This window comes from Pseudomonas paralactis, from assembly GCF_001439735.1.
Lineage (GTDB): Bacteria > Pseudomonadota > Gammaproteobacteria > Pseudomonadales > Pseudomonadaceae > Aquipseudomonas > Aquipseudomonas paralactis.
This window is the reverse complement of the sequence record NZ_JYLN01000003.1, coordinates 267,933-289,628: the sequence shown is the minus strand read 5'-3', so window position 1 is coordinate 289,628 and position 21,696 is coordinate 267,933. Positions and strand designations below refer to the sequence as shown.

Below are 21,696 nucleotides of genomic sequence, written 5' to 3'. Positions count from 1 at the left end.
CTGTGCGGCGTTATGGTGGCTGTGCGCGGGATACCTTTGGGTATGCCGGTTTCCTGATTCCGGTCCGCGAACCTGCGTACAGCTACCACCCGATCGCGTCGCGGCGATCTGTGGCAGCTCCACTTAATCAGGAAGTTCACAATGATCAAACCTACCCCCAATCCCCCCATTCGCTTGTTCACTGTAGCCGCAGGCATGAACACCGAAGACCTGTTGGTCAACCTCAGCGAAACACTGGCCTCGGCCAACGCGCTGAGTTGCGATCTGGCCTTTGACCTTGAAGGGCCAAAACGAGAGGAACTGCTGGGCGTTGCGCAGTTAATCGAACTGGCACAGTTACTAGCTGATCGAGTACTCACTGTCTCGGGGCAAGTAACCCGGTGAGATGACGGGTAATACGCCGAATATCCAAACCTGGTCTGAGCCGCGAGAAGGCTGAGGAAGTGGTCGGCAAGGTGCTGGATGCCGAAGTGCTGTTGCGCGAATTGGCTTCGTAGTTCAGCCAGAGGTAAGCCCACCGCCTGTTAAACCGCTATCGCAGGCAAGCCAGCTCCCACAGTTGACCGTATTTCCAAGTTGGAACGCGGTCACTGTGGGAGCTGGCTTGCCTGCGATGAAGTCAACTCGGTCTACCTGACCACCTACTTCTTTTTCTTCGGCTTCAAATACTTGGTCAAGCCCTGAAACCAGATCACCAGCGCCGGGTTGCCCTTGATCTGAATCGACTTGTCCTGAATCCCCGTCATAAACGCCAGTTGCTTGTTCTTCGCCTGCATCGTGGCGAAGCCATAGGCGGCGTCTTTGAAGGCAATCGCAAAGGCAGGCGCAGGATGAACGCCTGAACGACTGGTGATGCGCTGGTCTTTGACGATGAAGTGACGGGCAACCTTGCCGTCGAGGGTCTGCAGCTGGAAGGCCAGGTCTTTGTCACCCAACTGCTGCTGGAACGCGGGGTTCGTGCGGCTGGCTTTGCCCATCATCAGGCCCAGCACCCACAAAAGAAGACGAAATTTCATGCACACGGCCTCGGTGTAATTATTGAGTGGCCGCAGCAGTTTAACGATTTGTCAAAAGAACGCCACCGATCTTGCGCATTAGCAGAAGATCGGCTGGCGTTTGCCGCTTATAGCAGCACGTTACTTAAACGTTTGGGCAAGGTACCGGTGCCCAGTCGGCCAGGTTCGGATCGCGGCAGGTGCCTTCGATCTGAGATTTGCCGGCGCTGGCGACTTGCTTGCTTTCAGCCTGCTTGGCCTGAACGGCCTGGATGCTCTTCTCGGTGGTCACGGCCTCTTTCGGCACAACCGGCAGTGGCGGACGCTTGGTCACGACTTTGCCAGTGGATTTGCCTTTCTTGGCCGGGACAACGGCTGGAGCAGCATCGGCAGTTGCAACCGTGACCACGTCGTTACGCTGCACGCCCACCTGTTGCAGGTCTTTCTCGTAAGCCTGGGTGTAGTTGTTCAGGTCTTCGCTGGCCTTGCCGTTGACCGCAACGATCAGGTCATTGGACTCTTTCAAGCCCGCAACGATTTCCGCCAGGCGCTTACGGCCTTCGGTGTCGTTGACGGTCTTGGCTTTACGGTCAGCCACCAGCTTGGTGAAGGCGCTCTGGTAGCACTGTTGCGATGCCTTGGCGTAGGCGGTGCTGCGATCAATGTCGGAAGCGCTTTTGTTGAAGTCGGTGGAGTAGGACGCGATGCGCTGGTTGTCATCGCTGATCTGCTTCTGACGCTCGGTGTAGTAACCCGCTGCGCCGCCGGCCAGGGCACCGCCCGCAGCACCAATGGCCGCGTTACGGCCACGCTTTTCGGAGTCGCCGGTCAGGGCGCCCAGCAGAGCACCGCCGGCCGCGCCGATTGCGGCGCCGGTCACTACCGACTTGGTCATGTTCGAATCGGTGGCACGCAGGTGCTGGACCGGCTCGTAGCAGTTGGGGTAGTACTCGACCTTGGTGCTCGACGCGACCTTGGACGCAGGCGACGTAGCGCAACCGGTCAACACGGTGCTGAAACCGGCCGCGATCAGCAGCAGGTGACGCTTGGAAACCGACTTACGGGAAAAAAGCATAGATGTGATCTCTGTTAAGTTTGACTTGCCCAGCACGGCCCACCGCCGCCTGAGTCCCTTCCAAGCTCGCTAGACAGCCAACGATCAAGACCGCTGACCGCTCGCTGCGAGCAATTCCTTCAAGATCGTTGCCGGGTCGGCCCGCTGTTGCTTGCGGTAGTTGCCGACATGGCGAACGAACAGTGTCGCGCGCGTCACCAGGCTCTTGCCGAGCACTGGCTTGCGATCCAACTCTTCCTTGATCCGTTGAAACTGCGCCTGGATCACCGCATCGGTGTAGCGCGTGCCGGTGGCCAGGTTGTCGATATAAATCGCCACCGCGCCGTCCAGAGCGCTGCGCCCATTGGCAATGGCGGTGGCGAACAGCTGCGCGCTGGCCTCGTCCTTGTTGTCCACAGCCTGCTGACGGCTCTTCTGCAGGTTGGTCAAACGGATGTTGTAGTTGCTGATGGTCTCGGCCACCAACGCCGCCGACTGGATCAGGTTGCCCGCGGCCTCTTCACGCTGCTGGGCGATCAGCGACACGTTGCGCTTGAGCTCTTCGTTGACCAGGCCCAACTCTGCCTGCAGCTTGGGATCGACACTGGCGGCGATGATGCTGTCCAGGCGTTTGGTCGGGTCCTGGGCGTCGTCGATGGCGTCGGTCAGCGCAGCGAGGCGGCCCTCCTTCTGCCATTGGGCAAACAATTCCTTGTAGCGCGAGCGCGGCGCCGACAACGCGCCGATCGCCACGCGAAAGCCGGTGGTCTCGTTGCTCTGCTCGGTGCCATCAGCCCCAAACAACGGGTATTCGCGGCGCATACCGGTGAACAATGTGCCCTCGCCTTCCAGGTAATTGCCGCCCTTGACCACAAAGCCGCCATAGGTGCCCTGGCGTCGGCCGGCGTGCACCAGTTGGAACGACTCCTGAACCATTTCCGCCGCGTTGCCGATCACGTCGAACATGCCGATGGGGTTGGGCAATTTGGTGCCGATGGGCATCAGCCGCGCCGCCTGGCCAGTGCCGCCGGCTACCTGGTTGAAGACCGCCCAATCCGCTAAAGGCCCGTCGCTTTCGCTGCCCTCAAGACGGCGCGGGAACAGGCGCCCTTCCAGGTCCTGACGGCTCACCGCCTGGCCGCCGCGTGCGGCGTATTCCCACTCCACCTCGGTGGGCAGGCGCACAAATCCCAGGCCGCCGTCTTCGGCCGACGCGCCGCGCCCGCTCACCGGCAGCAACTCGCGGTGATATTTCATCAGCCAGGCGCTGTACACCGCCGAAAACCGCTCGGCTTCAAAGCGCGACAGCTTCACCTTGGGCAACCGCCCGGCCATGCCGGTGGGCGCGTCACACGCCGGTGCCGGTTCACCACTGGCCAGGGACTGCGCCTGGGCCATCACCTGGGCGTATTGGCGGGCGGTCACTTCGTATTTGCCGATGAAGTACAGCATGGGCTTGAGTGGGGTCTTGGCGTCGGTCTTGGGCATCAGCGGCGCGATCACACTATTCCAGGCCTTGGGCAAGTCCTTGAGGGTGAACTGGCCGTTGATGAAGTCGCGCCGGTAACCGGAAATAAACGACTGCTGGTAACCGGCCTCACCTTCGGCAAAGGGGTAGCCAAGGCTGACTTCGCGGTCATCCAGGGTGCCCTGGGCCAGCACGTAGGCGTAGCGGAACACCATGTTGCCCTCGCATGGCAACGGCAGGCTGACGTCGTCCGGCAACGGTTTGGGATTGTCCAGCTTGTCGCTTGCATCGTCTGCCCAAGCCAGCGAGGCCAGGCTCAGCGCCACGCAGGCGCCCAGTAACTTATACATCTCTGATTCCTTCAGAAGCCTGGATACGCGCTACCCGCCAACCCCCACAGGCCGCCGCCACGGCGCTGACGCCGAGCACGGCAGCCAGGGCCAGGCCGTAGTGACGCGCCAAAAGGTGGCTGGCGTAATCGCCCGGCACCTGCACGAAGAGTTGATTCAAACCTGCTTCTGCCAGGCCATAGAGCCCGACACTGAGCAGGCCCGCAAAGCTGGCGCTGTATAACGCCTGCAACAGCACAAACAGCAACAGCGCGCCGGTGGAAAACCCCAGCAGGCGCAACACTGACAATTCCCGCCGCTTGCGCGCCACGGCCGCCAACGCGCCGGCAAAGATCGCCGCAAAGGCCCCCGCCAGAGCCAGCCCGGCGATGATCCAGAACACAATCGACAGGTTGCGGCTCAACGACTGCACTTGTGCGATGGTGTGCGCCTGGGTCGACACCAGCAGGTTCTGCGCAGCGAAATACACCCGCAAAGGTTCCACATCACCGAGACTGCGCGCATACAGGCGAAACGCCGGATAGATGCGCTGTTCGCTCACGCCCGCCACCTCACCGTCCCAATGCAACGCCGGCACCGCACGGCCATCGCGATAATCTTCCGCCGCTTCCAGCAACGCCAAATCAGTAAACAGTCCATCGCGAGCAAAGGCGTCCAACGGCAACACCGCCAGCACTTGCAACCGCGTGCGCTGGGCCTCGACACGCCCTGCCACCTGCCGCGCAAAGCTGGTTTCCAGCCAGTCACCAGGCCTTGCCGCCAGCTTTTCAGCAGCGGTATGGCTCAGCACGATCTGCTCCAAACCGTGGGGCATCGGCAAGCCTGCCAACAACGGGTCCCCGGCGGCGGTTGGCAACATTTCCAGGGTCAGCGCGCCCACCTGGGCCGTTGCCGCAATCTGGCGTGTGCGCGGCACAGCAAACGCCACATCGCTGCGCTGCCCCAACTGCTCGATAAACGCTGCGCTGAACCGGCCACCGCCCAACGGGATAATTTCACGGGTGGCCGGATCGGTCTCCAAGCGTTCGGTCAAACTGCTGACCAGTCCAAATTTCAGGCCGAATAACACCAGTAACGGCGCGATAACCGCCACCAGCGCCAGCACCGAACAGGCCGACAGCCACCCGTCGTTGCGATAGTCCTGCCAGGCGAGTGAGGCAAGCAGACCGATGCGCATCAGCACGCCTCCCCGAGGGTTGCGGTGATGCCGCCGTCTGCATCGCGACGGCAACCGATACGCCGCACCTGCAAGCCACTGGCGCGGGCCAGGGGTTCGTCATGGGTGGCGATCACACAGGCCGCACGCTGTTCACGGGCCTGGGCCAGCAGCGCTTGCATCACTCGCTCGGCGTTGAGCGGGTCGAGGGAAGCGGTCGGCTCGTCGGCCAGCACCAGTTGCGGGGCATGGGCCAAGGCTCGCGCGCAACTCACGCGCTGGCGCTGGCCCACCGACAACGCCGCCGGGCGCTTGGCCAACTGATCGCTGACCTGCAACTGCTCGGCCAGACGCGCCACGCTGCCGTCGTCCTTCAAGCCCAGCAATTGCCGGGACAAAGCGATATTGCCGCGCACATCCAAAAACCCCAGCAGCCCACCGGTTTGCGGCACATAGCCCAGGTGCCGGCTGCGCAACGTGGCCAGGACGGATTGCCGGTCGGCACGCCACAGCGCGCCAATGTCCTGCTGGTTGAACGCAAACTGGCCGATCTGATCCGGCGCCAATACCAGCGCCAGCAGATCCAGCAAGGTGCTTTTGCCGCAACCACTGGGGCCGACAATCGCCAGTTGTTCACCCGCTTGCAGGTGCAACGCCGGGATCACCAGGCTGTAGCGCTGGCTACCGACGCCCCGGCTCTTGTGCACCGCGCTCAGGCTCAACATTACGGCAGCGTCGACAGCGGCACGCGGTACAACGCATCGCCCGGTTCGGCATCGCCGAAACGGACCCAGTTGGCCACGTCGTTATGGAAGGTTTCATACAGACGGATTTTCGAATCCAGCTCGTCGATAAAGTCTTCCTGCTCGGCCACGCTTAACGACAACCACAAATCCTGGGTCATGTTCAGCGACTTGCTGCGGTACGGCAGGCCCTCCAGGTATTCGCCAAGCAAACCGCCGTCGGCCAGGTTGCCGCCCTTGCGCAGAGCTTGCGGGTCTCGGCTCATGTAGGCCGAGGCGCTGGCGATTTCCTGGAAGAAATCCCTGGGCGAGCTTTGGGTCTTGCGCGCCGCATCCACGATCAGCTTCAGCGACTGTTGCAGGTCATTGAGTTGCAGCTTGGTCAGCATCACGCACACCTGAAACGCTGGCAGCGCTGGGTTGGTCAGGTCGCGGTCGGCGGTCCAGGCGCTGACCAGTTGCGGCGCCTGGCTCGCGGTTTTGCGCCCCAGGAAATCCATGTGCATGGCATAGCCGACTGCGGCGGATTTGTCCGCCAGGCTTGGCGCCGAACCGAGCAACGGCACCGGTTGCGGCGTGTTGCTGCGCACCTGATGCACCAGGTTGGCGAATACCGTACCGATCTCATCCACGCGCTCACCCAGTTTGCGCACATCGCCTTCCGGCACTGGCGTATACAGATCGCCGATCTGCGGGTTGGCGTCGGCGGTGAGGATGCGGTACTGGCTCTCGGCCCCGGCGTGGGTTTTCTTGTCGGCGTCGGTGCGCAGGTGCAGCGCGTAGATCTTGATCTGCTTGCCGAGTGCGGCCTGGCGCACTTCGGCTTCGTTCATCTGAGTAGCGGCGAACGGGTCGTTCTTGCGCAGCGCACCCGCGTCGGTGACCAGCAGGATGATGCGCCCGCCATATCCCGACCAGTCCATACCATCCACCGCCTGCATTACCCCGGCAAACGCGTCTTCGTTGAAAGAGTGGCTGGAGACGGTTGAGGCTTTGACCTGGCGCGCCATGTCGAGGAAGCGCTGCGGGTCGCGCCCCTGATCGAGGCTGATCAGGGTCTTGGCGACATACTCAAGGCCCGGGGTTTTCTTGATGCTGCTACGAAAACCGACCAGGCCGAAGCTGACGCTGTCCAATTCGCCGCGCTCGGCGATGCGGGTTTGCAGTTCATGCACGACATCGCGAATCTGGTCGATGTACGGCTGCATCGACACCGTGGTATCCACCACCAGCACCACCGCGGTGCGGAATGCATCGGCATTGGCACTGAGCATCGGGGTTGCCGGTTTGGCAGCCGCGCTGCGGCCTGGGTCGATGGAGGCCACGTTGAGCAACTGCACCGGCTGGCCGTTTTCGTCGAAGCTCTCTTTGGAGTCGAAGATCGGCAGCAGGTAGAACTGGTTTTGCGGCACCGCGCTGGCGGTCGGCTCAAGGGCCAGGACTTGCTGGTTGTCCTCGCGATTGCTCTGCGCCTTGGCCAACGCGCTTTTCGCAGCAGCAGGATCGGCCAACAGTTTTTCTACCTCGCCGAACTGGCGCAGGAACATCACGGGCGCACGCCCCGAGCGTTCGGTGAACTTGAGCACCAGGCTTTGTTTCCAGTCGCTGACCTGGGAGGCCGGCAACCAACCGTCGCTGCGCCCATCGGTGGCAGCGCCGACGCGTACCCAGGGGCTGCCATCAACCTCCTTGCGCTGGTACACGTAAAGCACGGAGAACGCCGGCAACGCTTTGCCTGGCGCACTGCCCGCGTCGGTTGAAAGCTTGGCGCCGGGCTTGCTGAGTACGCGCTGGAACAGGGTCTTCTTGCCTGCCATCAGCAAGGGGCGTTGACCGTCACCCACGTCCGCGACAGCCAACGGTGGCGTCACCTTGGGCACCACGGCGGCTGGCGGCTGGTCCGGTTCATCGCTGCTGCTCAACCACCAGTAGCTGGCGCCACCAATGGCCAACGCAACCGCGACCGCCACGGCGGCCAAGGCCAATACCGGCCCACGGCGCTGCTCGGACGGGGCGCTGTGCTGCGTCGGCGTGACCACCGGTTGGCGCACTATTGGCTGCGGCTGCGGTTTATCCGTCGGAATGTCGAGGGTGACGGGAGTCATGCCCGCCAGATCAAAGCTCAGTGGAATCGGCAAAGGCCGTACCAGCGTGGCGTCCGATTCATCCGCCGGCAGTTGATCCAGCGCCAACAACAGCGCTGCCGCATCCGGATAACGCTGCGCCGGGTCCTTGGCCAACAACTTGCGCAGCACGCCCTGGTAGCGCCCGTGATGCACAGGCAATTCCGGCAAGGGTTCAGTCAAGTGCGCCAGCGCGGTGGAGAGCGCATCGGTGCCGCTGTACGGCAGCGTGCCGACGAGTATTTCGTACAGCACCACGCCGAGTGCGTAGAGGTCGGCGCGACCATCGATCTCCTGGCCCCTCGCCTGCTCCGGGCTCATGTAGCTCGGCGTACCCACGGCGAACCCGGCCTGGGTGAACTGGGTGCGGTCGTCCAGCGACTTGGCGATACCAAAGTCCGACAGTACTGCGGTGCCATCGGCGCGGAACAGAATGTTCGCCGGCTTGACGTCGCGGTGCACCAACCCCTGGGCATGGGCATAACCCAGCGCCGAGGCGATCTGGCGGATCAACGTCACGCCCTGCTCCGGCGTCAGGCCAGCGGCAATGCGCTCCTTGAGCGTGCCGTTGGGCAGGTATTCCATGGCCATGTAATACAGCTCACCGACGTTGCCGATGTCATGGATGGTCACCGTGTGCGGGTGCGACAGGCGCGCCAGGGTCTTGCCCTCGCGCAGGAAGCGCTCGCAGAAACTCGGATCGGCTGCCAACGCCGCCGCCATCACCTTCAACGCTACCTTGCGCTCCAGCGACCGTTGGGTCGCCAGGTACACGCTGGCCATGGCGCCTTCGCCGATCTCGCCTTCGATGTCATAACCTGGAATGACAATGTTCATGACGAGACCTTCACGACGAGGGTGGTGATATTGTCCGATGCGCCGCGATTGAGCCCCAGGTGCACCAGGCTGCGCACGATTTCATCCGGTGCGTCATGGCTGAGCACGTCACGGATCTCATGGTCTTCGACGGTCTTGTTCAGGCCGTCGCTGCACAACAGGTAGCTGTCGCCGGGGGCGATCAACAGTTCGACCGACGCCACGTCCAGTTGCGCTTCCACGCCAACAGCACGGGTGACGATATTGGAGCGCGGATGGGTGCGGGCGTCGGCTTCGCTGAGCAGGCCGCTGTCTTGCAGGTCCTGCACGTAGCTGTGGTCGCGAGAGATGCTTTCGAGCACGCCGTCACGCAGGCGATACAGGCGACTGTCGCCGGCCCACAGGCACACACCGCGCAAGCCGCGCGCGGCGAATACCACCACGGTGCTGCCCATCATGGTCACGCCACGGTTGGCGGTTTCTTCGCGCACAACGGTGTTGATGCGCAGCAGGTCGTTGCGCAGCGCCGCGGTGTATTCGTCGAGGGAGCGGCCCAGCGGCACATGGCGCAGGCTGTCGACGATCAAACTGCTGACATAGTCCCCCGCCGCGTGCCCGCCCATGCCGTCGGCCACTACCCACAAGCGGTTTTCCGGCAGGTCCAGAAAGGCATCTTCGTTGACTTGGCGAACCATGCCCACATGGCTTTTGCTCGCGGATTTGTACGTCGCGCCCATCTACACCACACCCTCTTGTCCGAGCAAAAACTGCGCAAAATCGTCGGCGGCAGGCAAGCCCTGGCACCGTAATAAACCAGGGGAAATACGTTGCGAACCGCGGCCCCACCACAGGCTTGCGCCCTCGCACGCCAGTTCGGCCAGCGCAGTCATGCGCTGATGGGGCGCGGTGGCCGCCATGCGCTGCAGGCCGGCGAAACGACTATCGACTGCGCGCGGTTCACTCACCGCAAAGCCCAGGCCGTCGAGGCCCGCGTTGAAGCTTTCGAAGGTAGCGCCGCTGTCCAGGGTGCTGAGCAACAGCTCTTCGGCCTGCTCGAACCAAGTGTCTGGCCCACCCACCAGGGAGGCAGGATTTGTGTCGTGATCCAGCAAGGTGACCACGGCCAGCGGAAAATACCGCCCGACCCGATCAATGCTCGGCATCACCACGCCCGCCGCCGCATCTGGCCCGCATACGCCCGGCGCCAGTACAAAGCGCCACAACGGGCTGACCAGGTACACGTTGAGCCAATCACCGCCCAGGCTGTTCTGGCTGGCGAGCAAACCCGCCGCCAGCCAGCTGTCCCACGGCCCGATAAAACTCTGGGGCAAGGCGCGGCTGACAAAGTCCCCGCGGCTGGCCAACTTGCCGTAAAAACCCAGGATGGTCATAGCCGCTCCGGCAGGCTGAAGCCGCTGAGCACGCGGCTCCTGAACGGGTTGAAGGCACTGTTGGCGCGCAACTCGTAAGCGATGCTCGCACCATCGACCCGCAGGCGCAGGTTGAAACGGTCCGGCGAATTGCCCGCGGTGAGGTCCGATTGCTCCAGCAGACGGAACCAGGCCCACGGGCCGTCCAGGGTGATACCGGAGCGACCACTGGCCGACGGCGGCATGATGGAAATACGCACCACGCCGATGCTGCCGGGGTTCGGCCATTGCATCGCCACCGGGCGGCTCGGGCCGTGGTCGTAGCTCAACTGCTGGCCATCCAGGTCAAGCAGAAACTGGGTGATGGTCGGGTCCATCGACACCGGCTTGAGCTCGAAACGCACGATGGGCTGGGTGCCCCCGGACCTGAAGAACGCATCGCGAATTGTCGCCGCCCGCTGGAAGGTTTGCAGCACGCCCGGGGCAATCCCCAGCTTCTGCGCCGCGCCCGGTTGCCAGCGCCAGGTCTGTGCCGATGTATCCACATACGGCTGCAGGTATTTGCGGAAGTAGTTGTCCATCACCCCGCCCACGCCGAAGAACTGGCCGAAGTCATCCAGGGTGGCGTCCCGCGCACTGCCCGGCGACATCGGGTAGCGACCGGCCAACGACTGGCGATACACGTTGACCACTTCGCTGACCCAGGCCGCGTTCAGTTGGTTGCGTACCCCGCCCATCATGCTGTTGGTGGTGGAATTGACCACCGACTTGACCATGCCCTGCACCAGCGGCGGCTGCCGCTCGGCATTCAGGCTGACCCGCGTGGCCGCAGCCGCCGCCTGGTTCTTGGCCTCGCCGAGCAGTGCATCACCGCTGGCGCCGACCATGGCGCTGACCTGCACATACAGCGCATTCATGTCCGAGAGCAGGCCGTCGATGGCCGCCGGTTCGCCTTCGTTTTTGCTGACGATGCTGTTGAGTTCGGCAAAGTGCGCGGTCACCGGATCCTCCGACGCCGCCGGGGCATTCGCCGTCGGTTGCTCCTGGCCAAGCAAGCTGCCAAGGCGCTCTTTGAGCTTGTCGACGCCACCTTCCACCGGTACACCCTTGGCCGCCAACTGGCGCTCTTCGGCTTGCAGATCGGTTTCCCTGGCGACCGCCACCAGCAGTTTTTTCAGCGGCGAGGTCGGGCCGGAAATCACCCGCAGCACGTCGGCAGCCTGGGCCACGCTGGTGATCGGCACGAAGTCGATGTCGGCGAGCAACGCGTCCCACTGGCGCTGGTAGTCCTGGAAATACAGGCGGCGCACATCTGCGGCCAGGCTTACCACGTTCTGCTGATCGGCCTGTTCATGGCCCAGCACCCATTGTTCCTCGGCCAGGGTGCCGGTCTGATTCAGGCTGCTCAGCAGGAACGCCTGACGATAGCCCTTGGCAGTGAAGAAACCACTCAACGGCTCACCCAACGGTTTGCCGCTCTTGCGGCTGAACACCAGCGCCGCGTCGCGGCCGGCGGCTTCGTTGAGGCGAAAGTCGGGGATGCCATCGGGCAGTTTCTGGCGTTTGACCCGGTCGTACACGCGCTGGGCCACCGGCAGTTGCTGCAACTGGCGCCGCAGGTCATCGATCAGACGTGGGTCCAGGCGGGCGCTTGGCGGGTGGCGCTCAAATAACGCCTGCAAGTGCCCGGCCAGGGCCTGGCGCTGATCGGCCGGCAGGTCGCGGGGCAGGTTGCGGTCCCAGTCCAGTGCGATCCAGGCCTTGATAAAGTCCGGGTCATAATGCTCGGTGTCGGCGAGCATCAAGTAGGCCTTGAGGCCCTCGTAGAGGAAGTCGGAGTTACCGCCACCGTGCAGTTGCTCTTCGATGCGCGTCACCAGGCGTGGCGCGAACACGGCGATCAACAGCTTGCGGTAGACACTCGCCGACTCGGCTTCGAGCATATCGCCCTGATACAGCCCAAGCCCTTCGGACCAGCTCGGCGAATCCCCCGCCAGGTTCTTCACCGCATTGAGCAGTGGCAGCACCGCGAGCACTTCCCGTTGGGCCGGGCTCAGGTTCTGCACAGTCTGGCCCAGGGGCGCGACCTTCTGATCGACCTGAGCGATATACGCCTGATTGGCGCGATAACTCACCCACCACAGGCTACTGACCACCACCACCAGCGCGACGGTAGCCGCCAGCACACCGCGTGCAATCCACTTGCGGCGCCGTTCGACTTTCGGGTTCACCCCCACCAAACCACGTTCGGCAAAGGCCACGGCGGTGAAGAGCTTTTCAATGAAGTAACTGCGCCCGGTACCGCTCTGGCGCGCCAGGTGCTGGCGGTCCAGGTTCATGCTCTGGGCCATGGCGCCGATCAGGCGGTCAATCGGGCTGCCTTCCTGGGTGCCGCTGGTGAAATACACGCCACGCAGCAACACGCGCTCTTCAAAGGCGTTGGGCTTGAACACCCCTTCCAGGAAGCTTTGCAGGCAGTCTTTCAACGCGCCGAACTGCTGCGGGAAGCCGTAGATCAGGTCGCGTCGTGCCGGGTCGCGTTCCTGTTGCAAGCGCTCGACCAGGCGTTCGTTGAGACGCTGCTCCAGGCCCGCAAATTCGCTTTGCAGGTGCGCCAGCGGGCTGTCGCTGTTTTTGCCGTCGTCCAGGGCAAAGGTCATGCCCCACACCTGGGCGCGCTCTTCCTTGCTCAGGTTGTCGAAGAACTCCATAAAGCCCGGCACCAGGTCGAGCTTGGTCAGCATCAGGTAGATGGGGAAACGCACGCCCAACTGGGTGTACAGCTCCTGGATACGCAGACGAATCGCAGCGGCATGGGCGGCGCGCTCGGCATCGGTGCCCAGCAGCAAATCCGACAGGCTGATGGCGATAAACGCACCGTCGATGGGCCGGCGCGAGCGCTGCTTTTTCAGCAGGTCGAGAAAGCCCAGCCAGGCGGCCTTATCCACCGTCGAGTTGCTGTCCTGGGTGGTGTAGCGGCCCGCGGTGTCGAGCAACACGGCCTGATCGGTAAACCACCAGTCGCAGTTACGCGTACCACCGACGCCGCGCACGGCACCGGCGCCCAACTGCGCCGCCAGCGGAAAATGCAGCCCGGAATTGACCAGCGCGGTGGTCTTGCCCGAGCCCGGCGGGCCGATAATCACGTACCACGGCAGCTCGTAAAGGTTGCGGCGTTCGTCACCGCCGAGCTTGGCTTTTTTCAGCAGCGTCAGGGCTTCGTCCATGCGCTGGCGCAAGGTCGACAACTCTTCGGCAGTGGCAACACTGTTGGGATCAGCCGGGGTTTCGGCGGCCAGGCTGCGCATCACTTCGGCGGCCTGACGGCGGGCCTGGATGATGCGCAACACCCGGTAGGCAAGCCACAGCGCAAATACCAGGATGATCAGCGCCCAACGTCGCCCCTCGGGCATCAACACGTCGAGCAACGGCCCGACAAACCAGATGATCAGGCTCAGGGCAATCAGGCCCAGTACGGGGATCACCCAGCGAATCATGAAACTGAAAAACGCCTTCACTCGACGCCCTCCGCCAATACGGTGATTTCAACCCGACGATTGCGGGCACGGCCTTCGGCAGTGCCATTGCTCGCCAGCGGCTCGGTGTCGCTACGGCCTTCGGCGCTGAAGCGATCAGCCTGGCCAGTCTTGGCCGCGAGGATCTCCAGCACCGACCTGGCCCGGGCTTCGGACAGCGCCCAGTTCGACGGGAAACGCAGCGTGGCAATCGGGCGGTTGTCGCTATGGCCGGTGACACGCACCTGGCCCTTGACCTTGCGAATGGCGTCAGCGATGCGCAGCATCAGCGGCTGGTAGGCATCGACAATGCTGGAGCTGGCGGAGGCAAACAGTTCATCACCACGAATGGTCACCACCGAACGGTCGACCTTGTCTTCCACCGCCACGCGCCCCGCCTTGATGTCTTCAGCCAGGAACCCGGCCAGACGCGGCCGCTCGATCACTTTGGGCTGCGCCACCGGACGGTCGATGGCCTGCACCGGGATCTCGCCCAGGGCATGAATATTTTTGAACACCGGCTCGGCGTCCGAGGCCAGCTTCATGCGCAGGCCGAACAGCAACGCCAACAGCAGCGCCAAGCCAATCGCCACGGCAATCCATGGCGGCATGAATTGCGCCAGTCGATCACGGGCCACGGTCACGCCACGCCAGTGCGGCGACAGTTCCCGCTCATGCTCGCCACGGGCGCTGCGAATGGCTGCGGCGGTGCGCTCGCGCAGGGCTTCCAATTGGCTGCGCCCATCGGTCATTACGCGGTAGCGACCTTCGAAACCCAGGCACATGCACAAGTACAGCAACTCCAGCAGGTACAGGCGTTCCCGTGGGCTTTGCAGGCAGTGGTCAAGCAACTGAAAGACCTTCTCGCCGCCCCAGGCTTCGTTGTGCACGGTGATCAACAGGCTTTGCTTGCCCCAGTCACTGGTGCTGCCCCACGGCGTACTCAGTACCGCTTCGTCCAATGCAGTGCACAGCGCGTAACGGGCCAGCAGCACTTCATTGCGGGCCACACCGGCAGCTTCGGCGCGCTCTTCGAACTGGCGCAAATAGGCCAGTAACTGCGCACGCAGGCTGGCCGGCGCCGGGTGGGCGATGGTGTTGCGCAGCCGCGTCAGCAACGCCAGCAACGGGCCGGCGGCGCTTTCCAGCGGGTTGAGGCCCTGGCTTTTGCCGGTGAGGATCGGCGCGGCCGGCATCGACAAAGGCGCCGGTTCTACACGCGCAGGTGCAGGTTCTCGGCCGCCCGGGCGCGGCATGAATTGGGTGCGGTCATCATCATTGGGGTGCATCGCCAATTATCCTCGGATCGCCCAGAAAGCCAGGTTCAAGCCTGGGAACTGCCCGGCGATATGGAAGGCAAAGCCGCCGGAATTGCTCAACTGCTGCCAGTGCTCGCTGCCTCGGTCCAGCTCGTAGTAGGTGCTACCGGCGTGGTACGGCAATTGACGCGGCGCCACCGGCAGCGGCAGCAAGCCAATGCCCGGCAGTTGCAGGTTGACCATGTCGCGGATGTGCTCCACCGAGCCGACTTTGCTCTGCTGGCCGAAGCGTGCGCGCAGGGTTTCGCCGGGCACATCGGCACGCACCACAAGGATGAAACTGGCGTTGTCCAGCAAGGTCTTGTCGGCCAGCATCGCTACGTGGATGCCATAGGCCTTCTCGACAATCGGGATCGGCGTGGCCTTGCTGTCGATCAGCATCGACAGCGCTTCACGCAGGGCCGCCATCACCGGCGTGAAGCTCAACGCCAAGTCGTCGTGTTGGTATTGCGGGTATTCCTGAGGGCGGCGACCTGAGGTAGAGAAGGTCGAAAACTCACCGGCCAGGCTCACCAATTCGCTGAAGAAGCGCTCCGGGTGCAGCGGGCTCAACTGGCTCAAATGCTGGATCAGCGGCTGGGCGCGATTGACCAGTTGCAGCAGCATGAAATCGGCAATCTCCGAAGCGCCACCAGCGCCGGAAGCCACCACGCGCCCCGCCAGGGCCTCGCCACGCTGGTGCAGCAGGCCAAGCAGTTCGCTGCGAAACGCGGTCAGCGGTTTGCTTGCGGCCACATTCAGCACCGGCGGGATGTAGGTGTCGTCGAGCACCAGCGCACGGTCGGCGCGCTTTTCCTTGATGCGTACCAGGCCAATGGCGGCGTAGTCGCTGATGCCATCCTGCGCCGTCAGCAGGCGCAACGCCCGCGACCCCACAGCCACTGGCGCACGGTTTTCGAACGGCGCGTTGTCGTCACGCACTTCACGCACCTGGCTGATATAACGCGCGGCTTCCAGGGCTTCGCCTTCTTCAACCGTGTCACGCGCACCGGCGCGCTTGAGCGGCAGGGCCAGGTACACCAAGCCGTCGCGCAGGTTGTCGTCGATATTCAACGGGCTTGGCGCCAGGTCGTCCTGGGGGATGTTGAAGGGCGTGCCATCGGGCAACAGGCCGCAGGCCGACACGATCGCCAGCTTGCCCTGGGCCAGCAGGCCCTGGTCGATCAACAACTCGGAAAAACCCCAGGCCCCTGCCGACAACGGGCGGCTGCGCGCGTCGATCAGGTTTTCCAGGTAACGGTCATGCTGCTGGAAGTGCTGCGTTGCGATGAACATGCCTTCCGACCAGACCACGCGATTGTTCCAGGACATGGGGGCTCCGATTGCTTGTTATTGGGCTGGGCTGGAGGGGGAAACCACGACGTCGGCGCGCACCGCACGCACATCGAGGCTGATCTGGTATTCGCTGGTTTGGCGCGGCACCACGTTGATCACGGTGCGCCATTGCGCGCGGTCCAACTCGCGGTAGCCCACCAGCACGCCGATCTGGCGCGTTGCCGGGTTAAGGTCGCGCTGGATGCTCAGTTGCTGGCCGGGTTGCACCACCACTTCATCCTGGTCCAGCAGGTCGAGGCCGAGGGTAGATTGCGCACGGTCAGCCAGGGCGAAGTAATCGGAGCGGGAAAAGGTCGCGGCGTTTTTCAGTTCGAAAATACGCACCCGCACTGGCGCGGCCTGGCCATTGGCGCCGGGGTTGAGCCCGGCAATCGCGTGGAAGTGCAACTCGACGGCGGCGTTATTGGCTTGCGCGTCGGCCGCCGCTTCGGGTTTGGCCGCGTCGTTTGCGCACGCGGTCAGCAGCAGCGCGGTAGCGGCTGCGAGTAAAAACCTGGGAATCATCCTGCGTCCTCAATGACGTATTTAGCTATCCGTTTTATCCATTGGTGCGATGTGTTTTTAACGTCGCTGTCGTGCGCTGTGCTCTTCGTAGGCGCGGCTGAATTCGCGACCGAACAGGTCCTGAAAATCTTCCTGGGCCTCGCGAGAAATGTTGCTGTAGAGCTCGGTGAACTGCTGCCAGTACTGGGCCTGGCGCGAGCCGTTGAAAATGCTCGAAAGGCCACCGGGTTTACCCATGCGCGCCTCCAACTGCGCCGGTTCAAAGCGTGTGAGCAGGTGCTTGATTGCCGCTTCTACGCCGGCCATCACCGCCAATTGGTGGGCGCGCAGATCGTCGAAACTGTCGCGCACGGCGACGTCCGGGGCCATAAACGCCTGGTTGCCGTGACGAAGCAGCAGCAGTAAGGCCTCGTCGGCATTCGGGGCGAATTTCAGCGGGTTGTTTTCGGCGGGGCGAATCATCGTCTGCTGCATCCGGAACTCGCCCTTGAGGCTGGCCCGGGCGCGCAATACGTCGATCAGGCCCTCGACCATCAGCCGGTAGCTGCGGCCGATGCATTCCATCTGGGCGCTGGCATCGGCTTGGTCCAGGCGTAGCTGGTCGAGGCCGGCGCCACGCAGGAAGGCTTGCAACAGATCGGGGTGTTGCGCAGCCTCGGCCACGGGGAGCGCAACCGGCTCGACCACAGGCGGCGGGACGATCGGCGCCGGGGCAGGCGCGGCCGTGACGACGGGGGCTGGCGTGTCGCCAAACAGGTCCCAGTCTTCGGGAATGACAGCGCCTTGCACCACAGGTTTCTCGGCTGCCGGTACAGCAACCGGAGCCGGCGGGCGGAAGTCGTGTTGTTCGGATGGCACATGGTCCGCCACGGTGGGCGGCGGCACGGCGGTGGGGCTGAGGAAGTCGAACAGATCCGGCAGGGTCTCCATCGACGAGGCGCCGTGGAACTGCGGCGCGATCATTGGCGCCGGCGCAGGCGGGTTGGCCACGGCCCCCATCAGCGCTTCGAAACTGTTTGGCGACTCACCGGCAAACGGCTGGCTGTCGACGGCTTGCACGTTGAAGTCGATGCGCGCCTGGATTTCGTAATCGCCGATGCGGATCAACTCGCCGTCTTGCAGTGGCTCGCTGTTACCCCGGCGCATACGAATACCGGCCTTGACCAACTCCACACCATTGGTGCTGTTATCGGTTAAGTAGTAACGGCCATCTTTGTATTGAACAACGCAATGTTGGGAGGAGACCAGACGTTCAGGATCAGGCAATACCCAGTCATTATCGGAACTTCGGCCAATAGCTATCCTGCCCTGATCCATGGACTTTTCGGCGCATTGCCCAGGGGTAATCTTGTGATAACTAGTGATAGTCAAACACAGCGACATCTTGCCTCCTTGCTGATACATCGCGCCCTGTCTACCCAAAGGGACACGCTTCCCTGAAGTTTTGCCCACGGTCGCGCAAACCACCGCTAAAATCTGCTTTTACCAGCATGATCGCTGATCTTAACTGGCTTACATGACAAAAATCCTCTATGGGCACGCCTTTCGACCCGCCAGTCGCGCAGGTTGTTAAACACCGCACATCTGTCACAGAGGGCGAATAGCTTACCTTGACAAGGCATAAGTACTACACCAAAAATGCACAACTTCTTGAACATCAGTGATGGCGCAGTAGTGGCACTCTGATTGTATGACCAGGAAAACATGCACAGTTCATCGCGCAACTAATGCATGCGTTGCTCGCCTTCCAGCGGGCTGATAAGGAGATCGAATTCAGTGGATGTGCCGTTGCTGCTCACCGCCGTTTCTGCAACTTCGCCCTGTGGCGAAGATATGGAATACGACGCGCAATTTCTGCAATTGGAACGTGATGCCAAAGGCCAGCCCGAACGCAGCATGGGTGACTCCATCCTGCCCGCCGAGCCGCCGGACTGGCGCAGCATCCAGCAGCAGAGCCTCGACTTGCTGCAGCGCAGCAAAGACCTGCGCATCACCCATTTCCTGCTGCAAAGTTCTCTCGCCTTGCAAGGCGTGGCCGGGCTGGCTGAAGCCCTTGCCCTGATCAACGCCTTGCTGCGCGAATACTGGGCCGATGTGCATCCGCGCCTGGATGCCGACGACGACAACGACCCCACCGTGCGCATCAACGCCCTGACCGGCCTGACCTGCGACACCAATATCCGCCTGCTGCGCGAAAGCATCCTGACCCGCTCGCGCACCTTCGGGCCCGTGAGCCTGCGCGCTGCGCTCAATGCCAGCGGCTTGCAGAGCTTTGCCGATGAGCAACTGGGCAACCAGCAACTCAACGCGGCATTTCTCGACAGCGACCCGCAGCTGCTGCAAGCCACCCGCGAGGCCTTGAGCGCAGCGCGTACGGCCTGCGAAGCCATCGAGCAACAGGTCAATGACCAGGTCGGTTCCGCCCAGGGCGTGGACCTCAGCGCCTTGAAGCAACCGCTCAAACAGGCCCTGCAAATCCTCAATCAAGCGGTGCCCGGCACCGACAGCAGCAGCGAACCCGAGGCCGTCAGTGAAGACAATGCCCCCTCGGTCGACTTCGCCGCTGCACCCGCAGCCCCTCGCCCAACGGGCGACATTGCCACTCGCGATGAGGTGCTGCGCAGCCTCGACAAAATCCTTGCGTACTACACCCGGCACGAGCCTTCGAGCCCCCTGCCGGTGTTGTTGAACCGAGCGAAAAATCTGGTGCACGCCGACTTCGCGGCCATCGTGCGCAATCTGATTCCCGACGGCATGTCCCAATTTGAAAACCTGCGCGGCCCCGACAGCGAATAAGCCGCCGGATCGTGCAGTAACAACACCGTCGCTCAAGCGACCAGGAGCAGCAACGTGGCGAAGCAAAGTTCTCAGAAATTCATCGCGCGCAACCGTGCGCCTCGAGTGCAGATCGAGTACGACGTCGAGCTCTACGGCGCCGAGAAGAAGGTCCAGCTGCCCTTCGTAATGGGCGTGATGGCCGACCTCGCCGGCAAGCCTGCCGAGCCGCTGGCACCCGTGGCCGACCGCAAGTTCCTTGAGGTGGACGTCGACAACTTCGACTCACGCCTCAAGGCCATGCAGCCACGCGTGGCGTTCCACGTACCCAATGAGCTGACAGGCGAAGGCAACCTGAGCCTGGACATCACCTTCGAAAGCATGGACGACTTCAGCCCGGCCGCCGTGGCGCGCAAGGTTGACTCGCTGAACCAGTTGCTCGAAGCCCGCACTCAGTTGGCCAACCTGCTGACCTACATGGACGGCAAGACCGGCGCTGAAGAAATCATCATGAAGGCGATCAAGGACCCGGCACTGCTTCAGGCACTTGCCAGCGCGCCCAAGCCTGCAGGGGAGCAGTAATCATGACTGACAATACCGCCCGCGAAGGCAGCCAGATCCTGGGTGCCACCGAAGAAGCCAGCGAGTTCGCCAACCTGCTGCTGCAAGAATTCAAACCCAAGACCGAGCGTGCCCGCGAAGCCGTGGAAACCGCGGTGCGCACCCTGGCCGAACAGGCCCTGGCGCAAACCGACCTGGTGTCCAACGATGCGATCAAGTCGATCGAATCGATCATCGCCGCCATCGACGCCAAGCTCACCGCCCAGGTCAACCAGATCATTCACCACCCGGATTTCCAGCAACTGGAAAGCGCCTGGCGTGGCCTGCATTACCTGGTCAACAACACCGAAAGCGATGAGCAACTGAAGATTCGCGTGCTCAACATCGCCAAGCCGGAACTGCACAAGACCCTGAAGAAATTCAAGGGCACCGCATGGGACCAGAGCCCGATCTTCAAGAAGATGTACGAAGAAGAATACGGCCAGTTCGGCGGCGAACCTTACGGTTGCCTGGTGGGCGATTACTACTTCGACCAGTCGCCACCCGACGTGGAACTGCTGGGCGAGCTGTCGAAAGTCTGCGCCGCCATGCACTCGCCGTTCATCGCTGCCGCATCGCCCACCGTGATGGGCATGGGCTCCTGGCAGGAACTGTCGAACCCACGCGACCTGACCAAGATTTTCACCACTCCGGAATACGCCGGCTGGCGTTCGCTGCGTGAATCGGAAGACTCGCGCTACATCGGCCTGACCATGCCGCGCTTCCTGGCACGCCTGCCGTACGGCGCCAAGACCGACCCGGTGGAGGCCTTCGCCTTCGAAGAAAACACCGACGGCGCCGACAGCTCCAAGTACACCTGGGCCAACGCTGCCTACGCGATGGCGGTGAACATCAACCGCTCGTTCAAACACTACGGCTGGTGCTCGCGCATCCGTGGCATCGAATCTGGCGGTGAGGTGGAAAACCTGCCGGCCCACACCTTCCCTACCGATGACGGTGGCGTGGACATGAAGTGCCCAACCGAGATCGCCATCAGCGACCGCCGTGAAGCGGAACTGGCGAAGAACGGGTTCATGCCGCTGCTGCACAAGAAAAACACCGACTTCGCCGCGTTCATCGGCGCCCAGTCTCTGCAGAAACCTGCCGAATACGACGATCCGGACGCCACCGCCAACGCCAACCTGGCCGCACGCCTGCCGTACCTGTTCGCCACCTGCCGTTTTGCCCACTACTTGAAGTGCATCGTGCGCGACAAGGTCGGCTCCTTCAAAGAGAAGGACGAAATGCAACGCTGGTTGCAGGACTGGATCCTCAACTACGTCGACGGCGACCCTGCGCACTCCACCGAAACCACCAAGGCCCAGCACCCTTTGGCGGCTGCCGAAGTGATCGTGGAAGAAGTGGAAGGCAACCCGGGGTATTACAACTCCAAGTTCTACCTGCGCCCGCACTACCAGCTTGAAGGGCTGACGGTGTCGTTGCGTTTGGTATCGAAGCTGCCTTCTGCCAAGAGTGCATAAGTAACTGTTGAACCGGTTCTTCTGTGGGAGCCGAGCTTGCCCGCGATGCAGGCGACGCGGTCTGCCAGCCAGAGCGCGGTGATGCTATCGCA

General features: G+C 62.8%; 17 protein-coding genes. 4 read left to right on the top strand and 13 right to left on the bottom strand.

The features are described 5' to 3' along the window. Positions 1 to 141 precede the first annotated feature (141 nt). Positions 142 to 384 (top strand): DUF6124 family protein, encoded by a 243-nt coding sequence (locus tag TX23_RS09470; RefSeq protein ID WP_057701959.1) that lies wholly within the window; start codon positions 142 to 144, stop codon positions 382 to 384. 257 nt (positions 385 to 641) lie between these two features. Here TX23_RS09470 and TX23_RS09465 read toward each other — a convergent pair whose 3' ends face one another. From TX23_RS09465 to tagH, 13 genes are all read right to left on the bottom strand, one after another. Further along, complete coding sequence (locus TX23_RS09465; RefSeq protein WP_003195530.1) at positions 642 to 1,016, bottom strand: hypothetical protein; 375 nt, start codon at positions 1,014 to 1,016, stop codon at positions 642 to 644. A 124-nt stretch (positions 1,017 to 1,140) separates the two neighbouring features. Further along, the gene (gene tagQ / locus TX23_RS09460) at positions 1,141 to 2,070 is read right to left on the bottom strand and encodes a type VI secretion system-associated lipoprotein TagQ (protein WP_057701958.1); all 930 of its coding nucleotides are present in this window, start codon (positions 2,068 to 2,070) and stop codon (positions 1,141 to 1,143) included. 84 nt (positions 2,071 to 2,154) lie between these two features. Continuing rightward, complete coding sequence (locus tag TX23_RS09455) at positions 2,155 to 3,867, bottom strand: formylglycine-generating enzyme family protein (protein ID WP_057701957.1); 1,713 nt, start codon at positions 3,865 to 3,867, stop codon at positions 2,155 to 2,157. Further along, a complete protein-coding gene (locus TX23_RS09450) occupies positions 3,860 to 5,044 on the bottom strand; it encodes an ABC transporter permease family protein (RefSeq protein WP_057701956.1) in 1,185 nt (394 codons plus the stop codon). The genes TX23_RS09455 and TX23_RS09450 overlap by 8 nt, the downstream gene beginning before the upstream one ends. Further along, the gene (locus TX23_RS09445; protein WP_057701955.1) at positions 5,044 to 5,748 is read right to left on the bottom strand and encodes an ABC transporter ATP-binding protein; all 705 of its coding nucleotides are present in this window, start codon (positions 5,746 to 5,748) and stop codon (positions 5,044 to 5,046) included. The genes TX23_RS09450 and TX23_RS09445 overlap by 1 nt, the downstream gene beginning before the upstream one ends. Beyond that, entirely contained in the window at positions 5,748 to 8,726 is a 2,979-nt protein-coding gene (locus TX23_RS09440; RefSeq protein ID WP_057701954.1) for a serine/threonine-protein kinase, read from the bottom strand. Before TX23_RS09440 ends, TX23_RS09445 begins: the two co-directional genes overlap by 1 nt. Further along, positions 8,723 to 9,442, bottom strand: a complete 720-nt coding sequence (locus tag TX23_RS09435) for a PP2C family protein-serine/threonine phosphatase (protein ID WP_057701953.1) — start codon at positions 9,440 to 9,442, stop codon at positions 8,723 to 8,725. Before TX23_RS09435 ends, TX23_RS09440 begins: the two co-directional genes overlap by 4 nt. Further along, positions 9,443 to 10,096 (bottom strand): type VI secretion system-associated protein TagF, encoded by a 654-nt coding sequence (gene tagF, locus TX23_RS09430; protein ID WP_057701952.1) that lies wholly within the window; start codon positions 10,094 to 10,096, stop codon positions 9,443 to 9,445. Next, positions 10,093 to 13,593 (bottom strand): type VI secretion system membrane subunit TssM, encoded by a 3,501-nt coding sequence (tssM, locus tag TX23_RS09425; RefSeq protein WP_057701951.1) that lies wholly within the window; start codon positions 13,591 to 13,593, stop codon positions 10,093 to 10,095. Before tssM ends, tagF begins: the two co-directional genes overlap by 4 nt. Beyond that, positions 13,590 to 14,879, bottom strand: a complete 1,290-nt coding sequence (locus tag TX23_RS09420) for a DotU family type VI secretion system protein (protein WP_057701950.1) — start codon at positions 14,877 to 14,879, stop codon at positions 13,590 to 13,592. The genes tssM and TX23_RS09420 overlap by 4 nt, the downstream gene beginning before the upstream one ends. A 6-nt stretch (positions 14,880 to 14,885) precedes the next feature. Then, positions 14,886 to 16,220 (bottom strand): type VI secretion system baseplate subunit TssK, encoded by a 1,335-nt coding sequence (gene tssK / locus TX23_RS09415; protein WP_057701949.1) that lies wholly within the window; start codon positions 16,218 to 16,220, stop codon positions 14,886 to 14,888. An 18-nt stretch (positions 16,221 to 16,238) separates the two neighbouring features. After that, complete coding sequence (gene tssJ / locus TX23_RS09410; RefSeq protein WP_057701948.1) at positions 16,239 to 16,748, bottom strand: type VI secretion system lipoprotein TssJ; 510 nt, start codon at positions 16,746 to 16,748, stop codon at positions 16,239 to 16,241. A 57-nt stretch (positions 16,749 to 16,805) separates the two neighbouring features. Beyond that, positions 16,806 to 18,131, bottom strand: a complete 1,326-nt coding sequence (tagH, locus tag TX23_RS09405; RefSeq protein WP_057701947.1) for a type VI secretion system-associated FHA domain protein TagH — start codon at positions 18,129 to 18,131, stop codon at positions 16,806 to 16,808. A gap of 393 nt (positions 18,132 to 18,524) precedes the next feature. Between tagH and tssA the strand changes: the two genes are divergently transcribed. Genes tssA through tssC form a run of 3 tightly spaced genes read left to right on the top strand, consistent with a single transcriptional unit; the run spans position 18,525 to position 21,604 of the window. Continuing rightward, entirely contained in the window at positions 18,525 to 19,544 is a 1,020-nt protein-coding gene (tssA, locus tag TX23_RS09400; RefSeq protein WP_057701946.1) for a type VI secretion system protein TssA, read from the top strand. Positions 19,545 to 19,598: 54 nt separating this feature from the next. Continuing rightward, positions 19,599 to 20,105 carry a type VI secretion system contractile sheath small subunit gene (gene tssB / locus TX23_RS09395; protein WP_003195557.1) on the top strand — a complete coding sequence of 169 codons (507 nt, stop codon included), beginning with the start codon at positions 19,599 to 19,601 and terminating at the stop codon, positions 20,103 to 20,105. A gap of 2 nt (positions 20,106 to 20,107) precedes the next feature. Continuing rightward, on the top strand, positions 20,108 to 21,604 hold the full coding sequence (gene tssC, locus TX23_RS09390) for a type VI secretion system contractile sheath large subunit (RefSeq protein WP_057701945.1): 1,497 nt from the start codon (positions 20,108 to 20,110) through the stop codon (positions 21,602 to 21,604). Positions 21,605 to 21,696: the final 92 nt, after the last annotated feature.

Excerpts from the sequence above, each read along its gene's own strand:
- TX23_RS09470 (WP_057701959.1), top strand. The coding sequence starts at position 142 with ATGATCAAACCTACCCCCAATCCCCCCATTCGCTTGTTCACTGTAGCC.
- TX23_RS09465 (WP_003195530.1), bottom strand. The coding sequence starts at position 1,016 with ATGAAATTTCGTCTTCTTTTGTGGGTGCTGGGCCTGATGATGGGCAAA.
- tagQ (WP_057701958.1), bottom strand. The coding sequence starts at position 2,070 with ATGCTTTTTTCCCGTAAGTCGGTTTCCAAGCGTCACCTGCTGCTGATC.
- TX23_RS09455 (WP_057701957.1), bottom strand. The coding sequence starts at position 3,867 with ATGTATAAGTTACTGGGCGCCTGCGTGGCGCTGAGCCTGGCCTCGCTG.
- TX23_RS09450 (WP_057701956.1), bottom strand. The coding sequence starts at position 5,044 with ATGCGCATCGGTCTGCTTGCCTCACTCGCCTGGCAGGACTATCGCAAC.
- TX23_RS09445 (WP_057701955.1), bottom strand. The coding sequence starts at position 5,748 with ATGTTGAGCCTGAGCGCGGTGCACAAGAGCCGGGGCGTCGGTAGCCAG.
- TX23_RS09440 (WP_057701954.1), bottom strand. The coding sequence starts at position 8,726 with ATGAACATTGTCATTCCAGGTTATGACATCGAAGGCGAGATCGGCGAA.
- TX23_RS09435 (WP_057701953.1), bottom strand. The coding sequence starts at position 9,442 with ATGGGCGCGACGTACAAATCCGCGAGCAAAAGCCATGTGGGCATGGTT.
- tagF (WP_057701952.1), bottom strand. The coding sequence starts at position 10,096 with ATGACCATCCTGGGTTTTTACGGCAAGTTGGCCAGCCGCGGGGACTTT.
- TX23_RS09420 (WP_057701950.1), bottom strand. The coding sequence starts at position 14,879 with ATGCACCCCAATGATGATGACCGCACCCAATTCATGCCGCGCCCGGGC.
- tssK (WP_057701949.1), bottom strand. The coding sequence starts at position 16,220 with ATGTCCTGGAACAATCGCGTGGTCTGGTCGGAAGGCATGTTCATCGCA.
- tssJ (WP_057701948.1), bottom strand. The coding sequence starts at position 16,748 with ATGATTCCCAGGTTTTTACTCGCAGCCGCTACCGCGCTGCTGCTGACC.
- tagH (WP_057701947.1), bottom strand. The coding sequence starts at position 18,131 with ATGTCGCTGTGTTTGACTATCACTAGTTATCACAAGATTACCCCTGGG.
- tssC (WP_057701945.1), top strand. The coding sequence starts at position 20,108 with ATGACTGACAATACCGCCCGCGAAGGCAGCCAGATCCTGGGTGCCACC.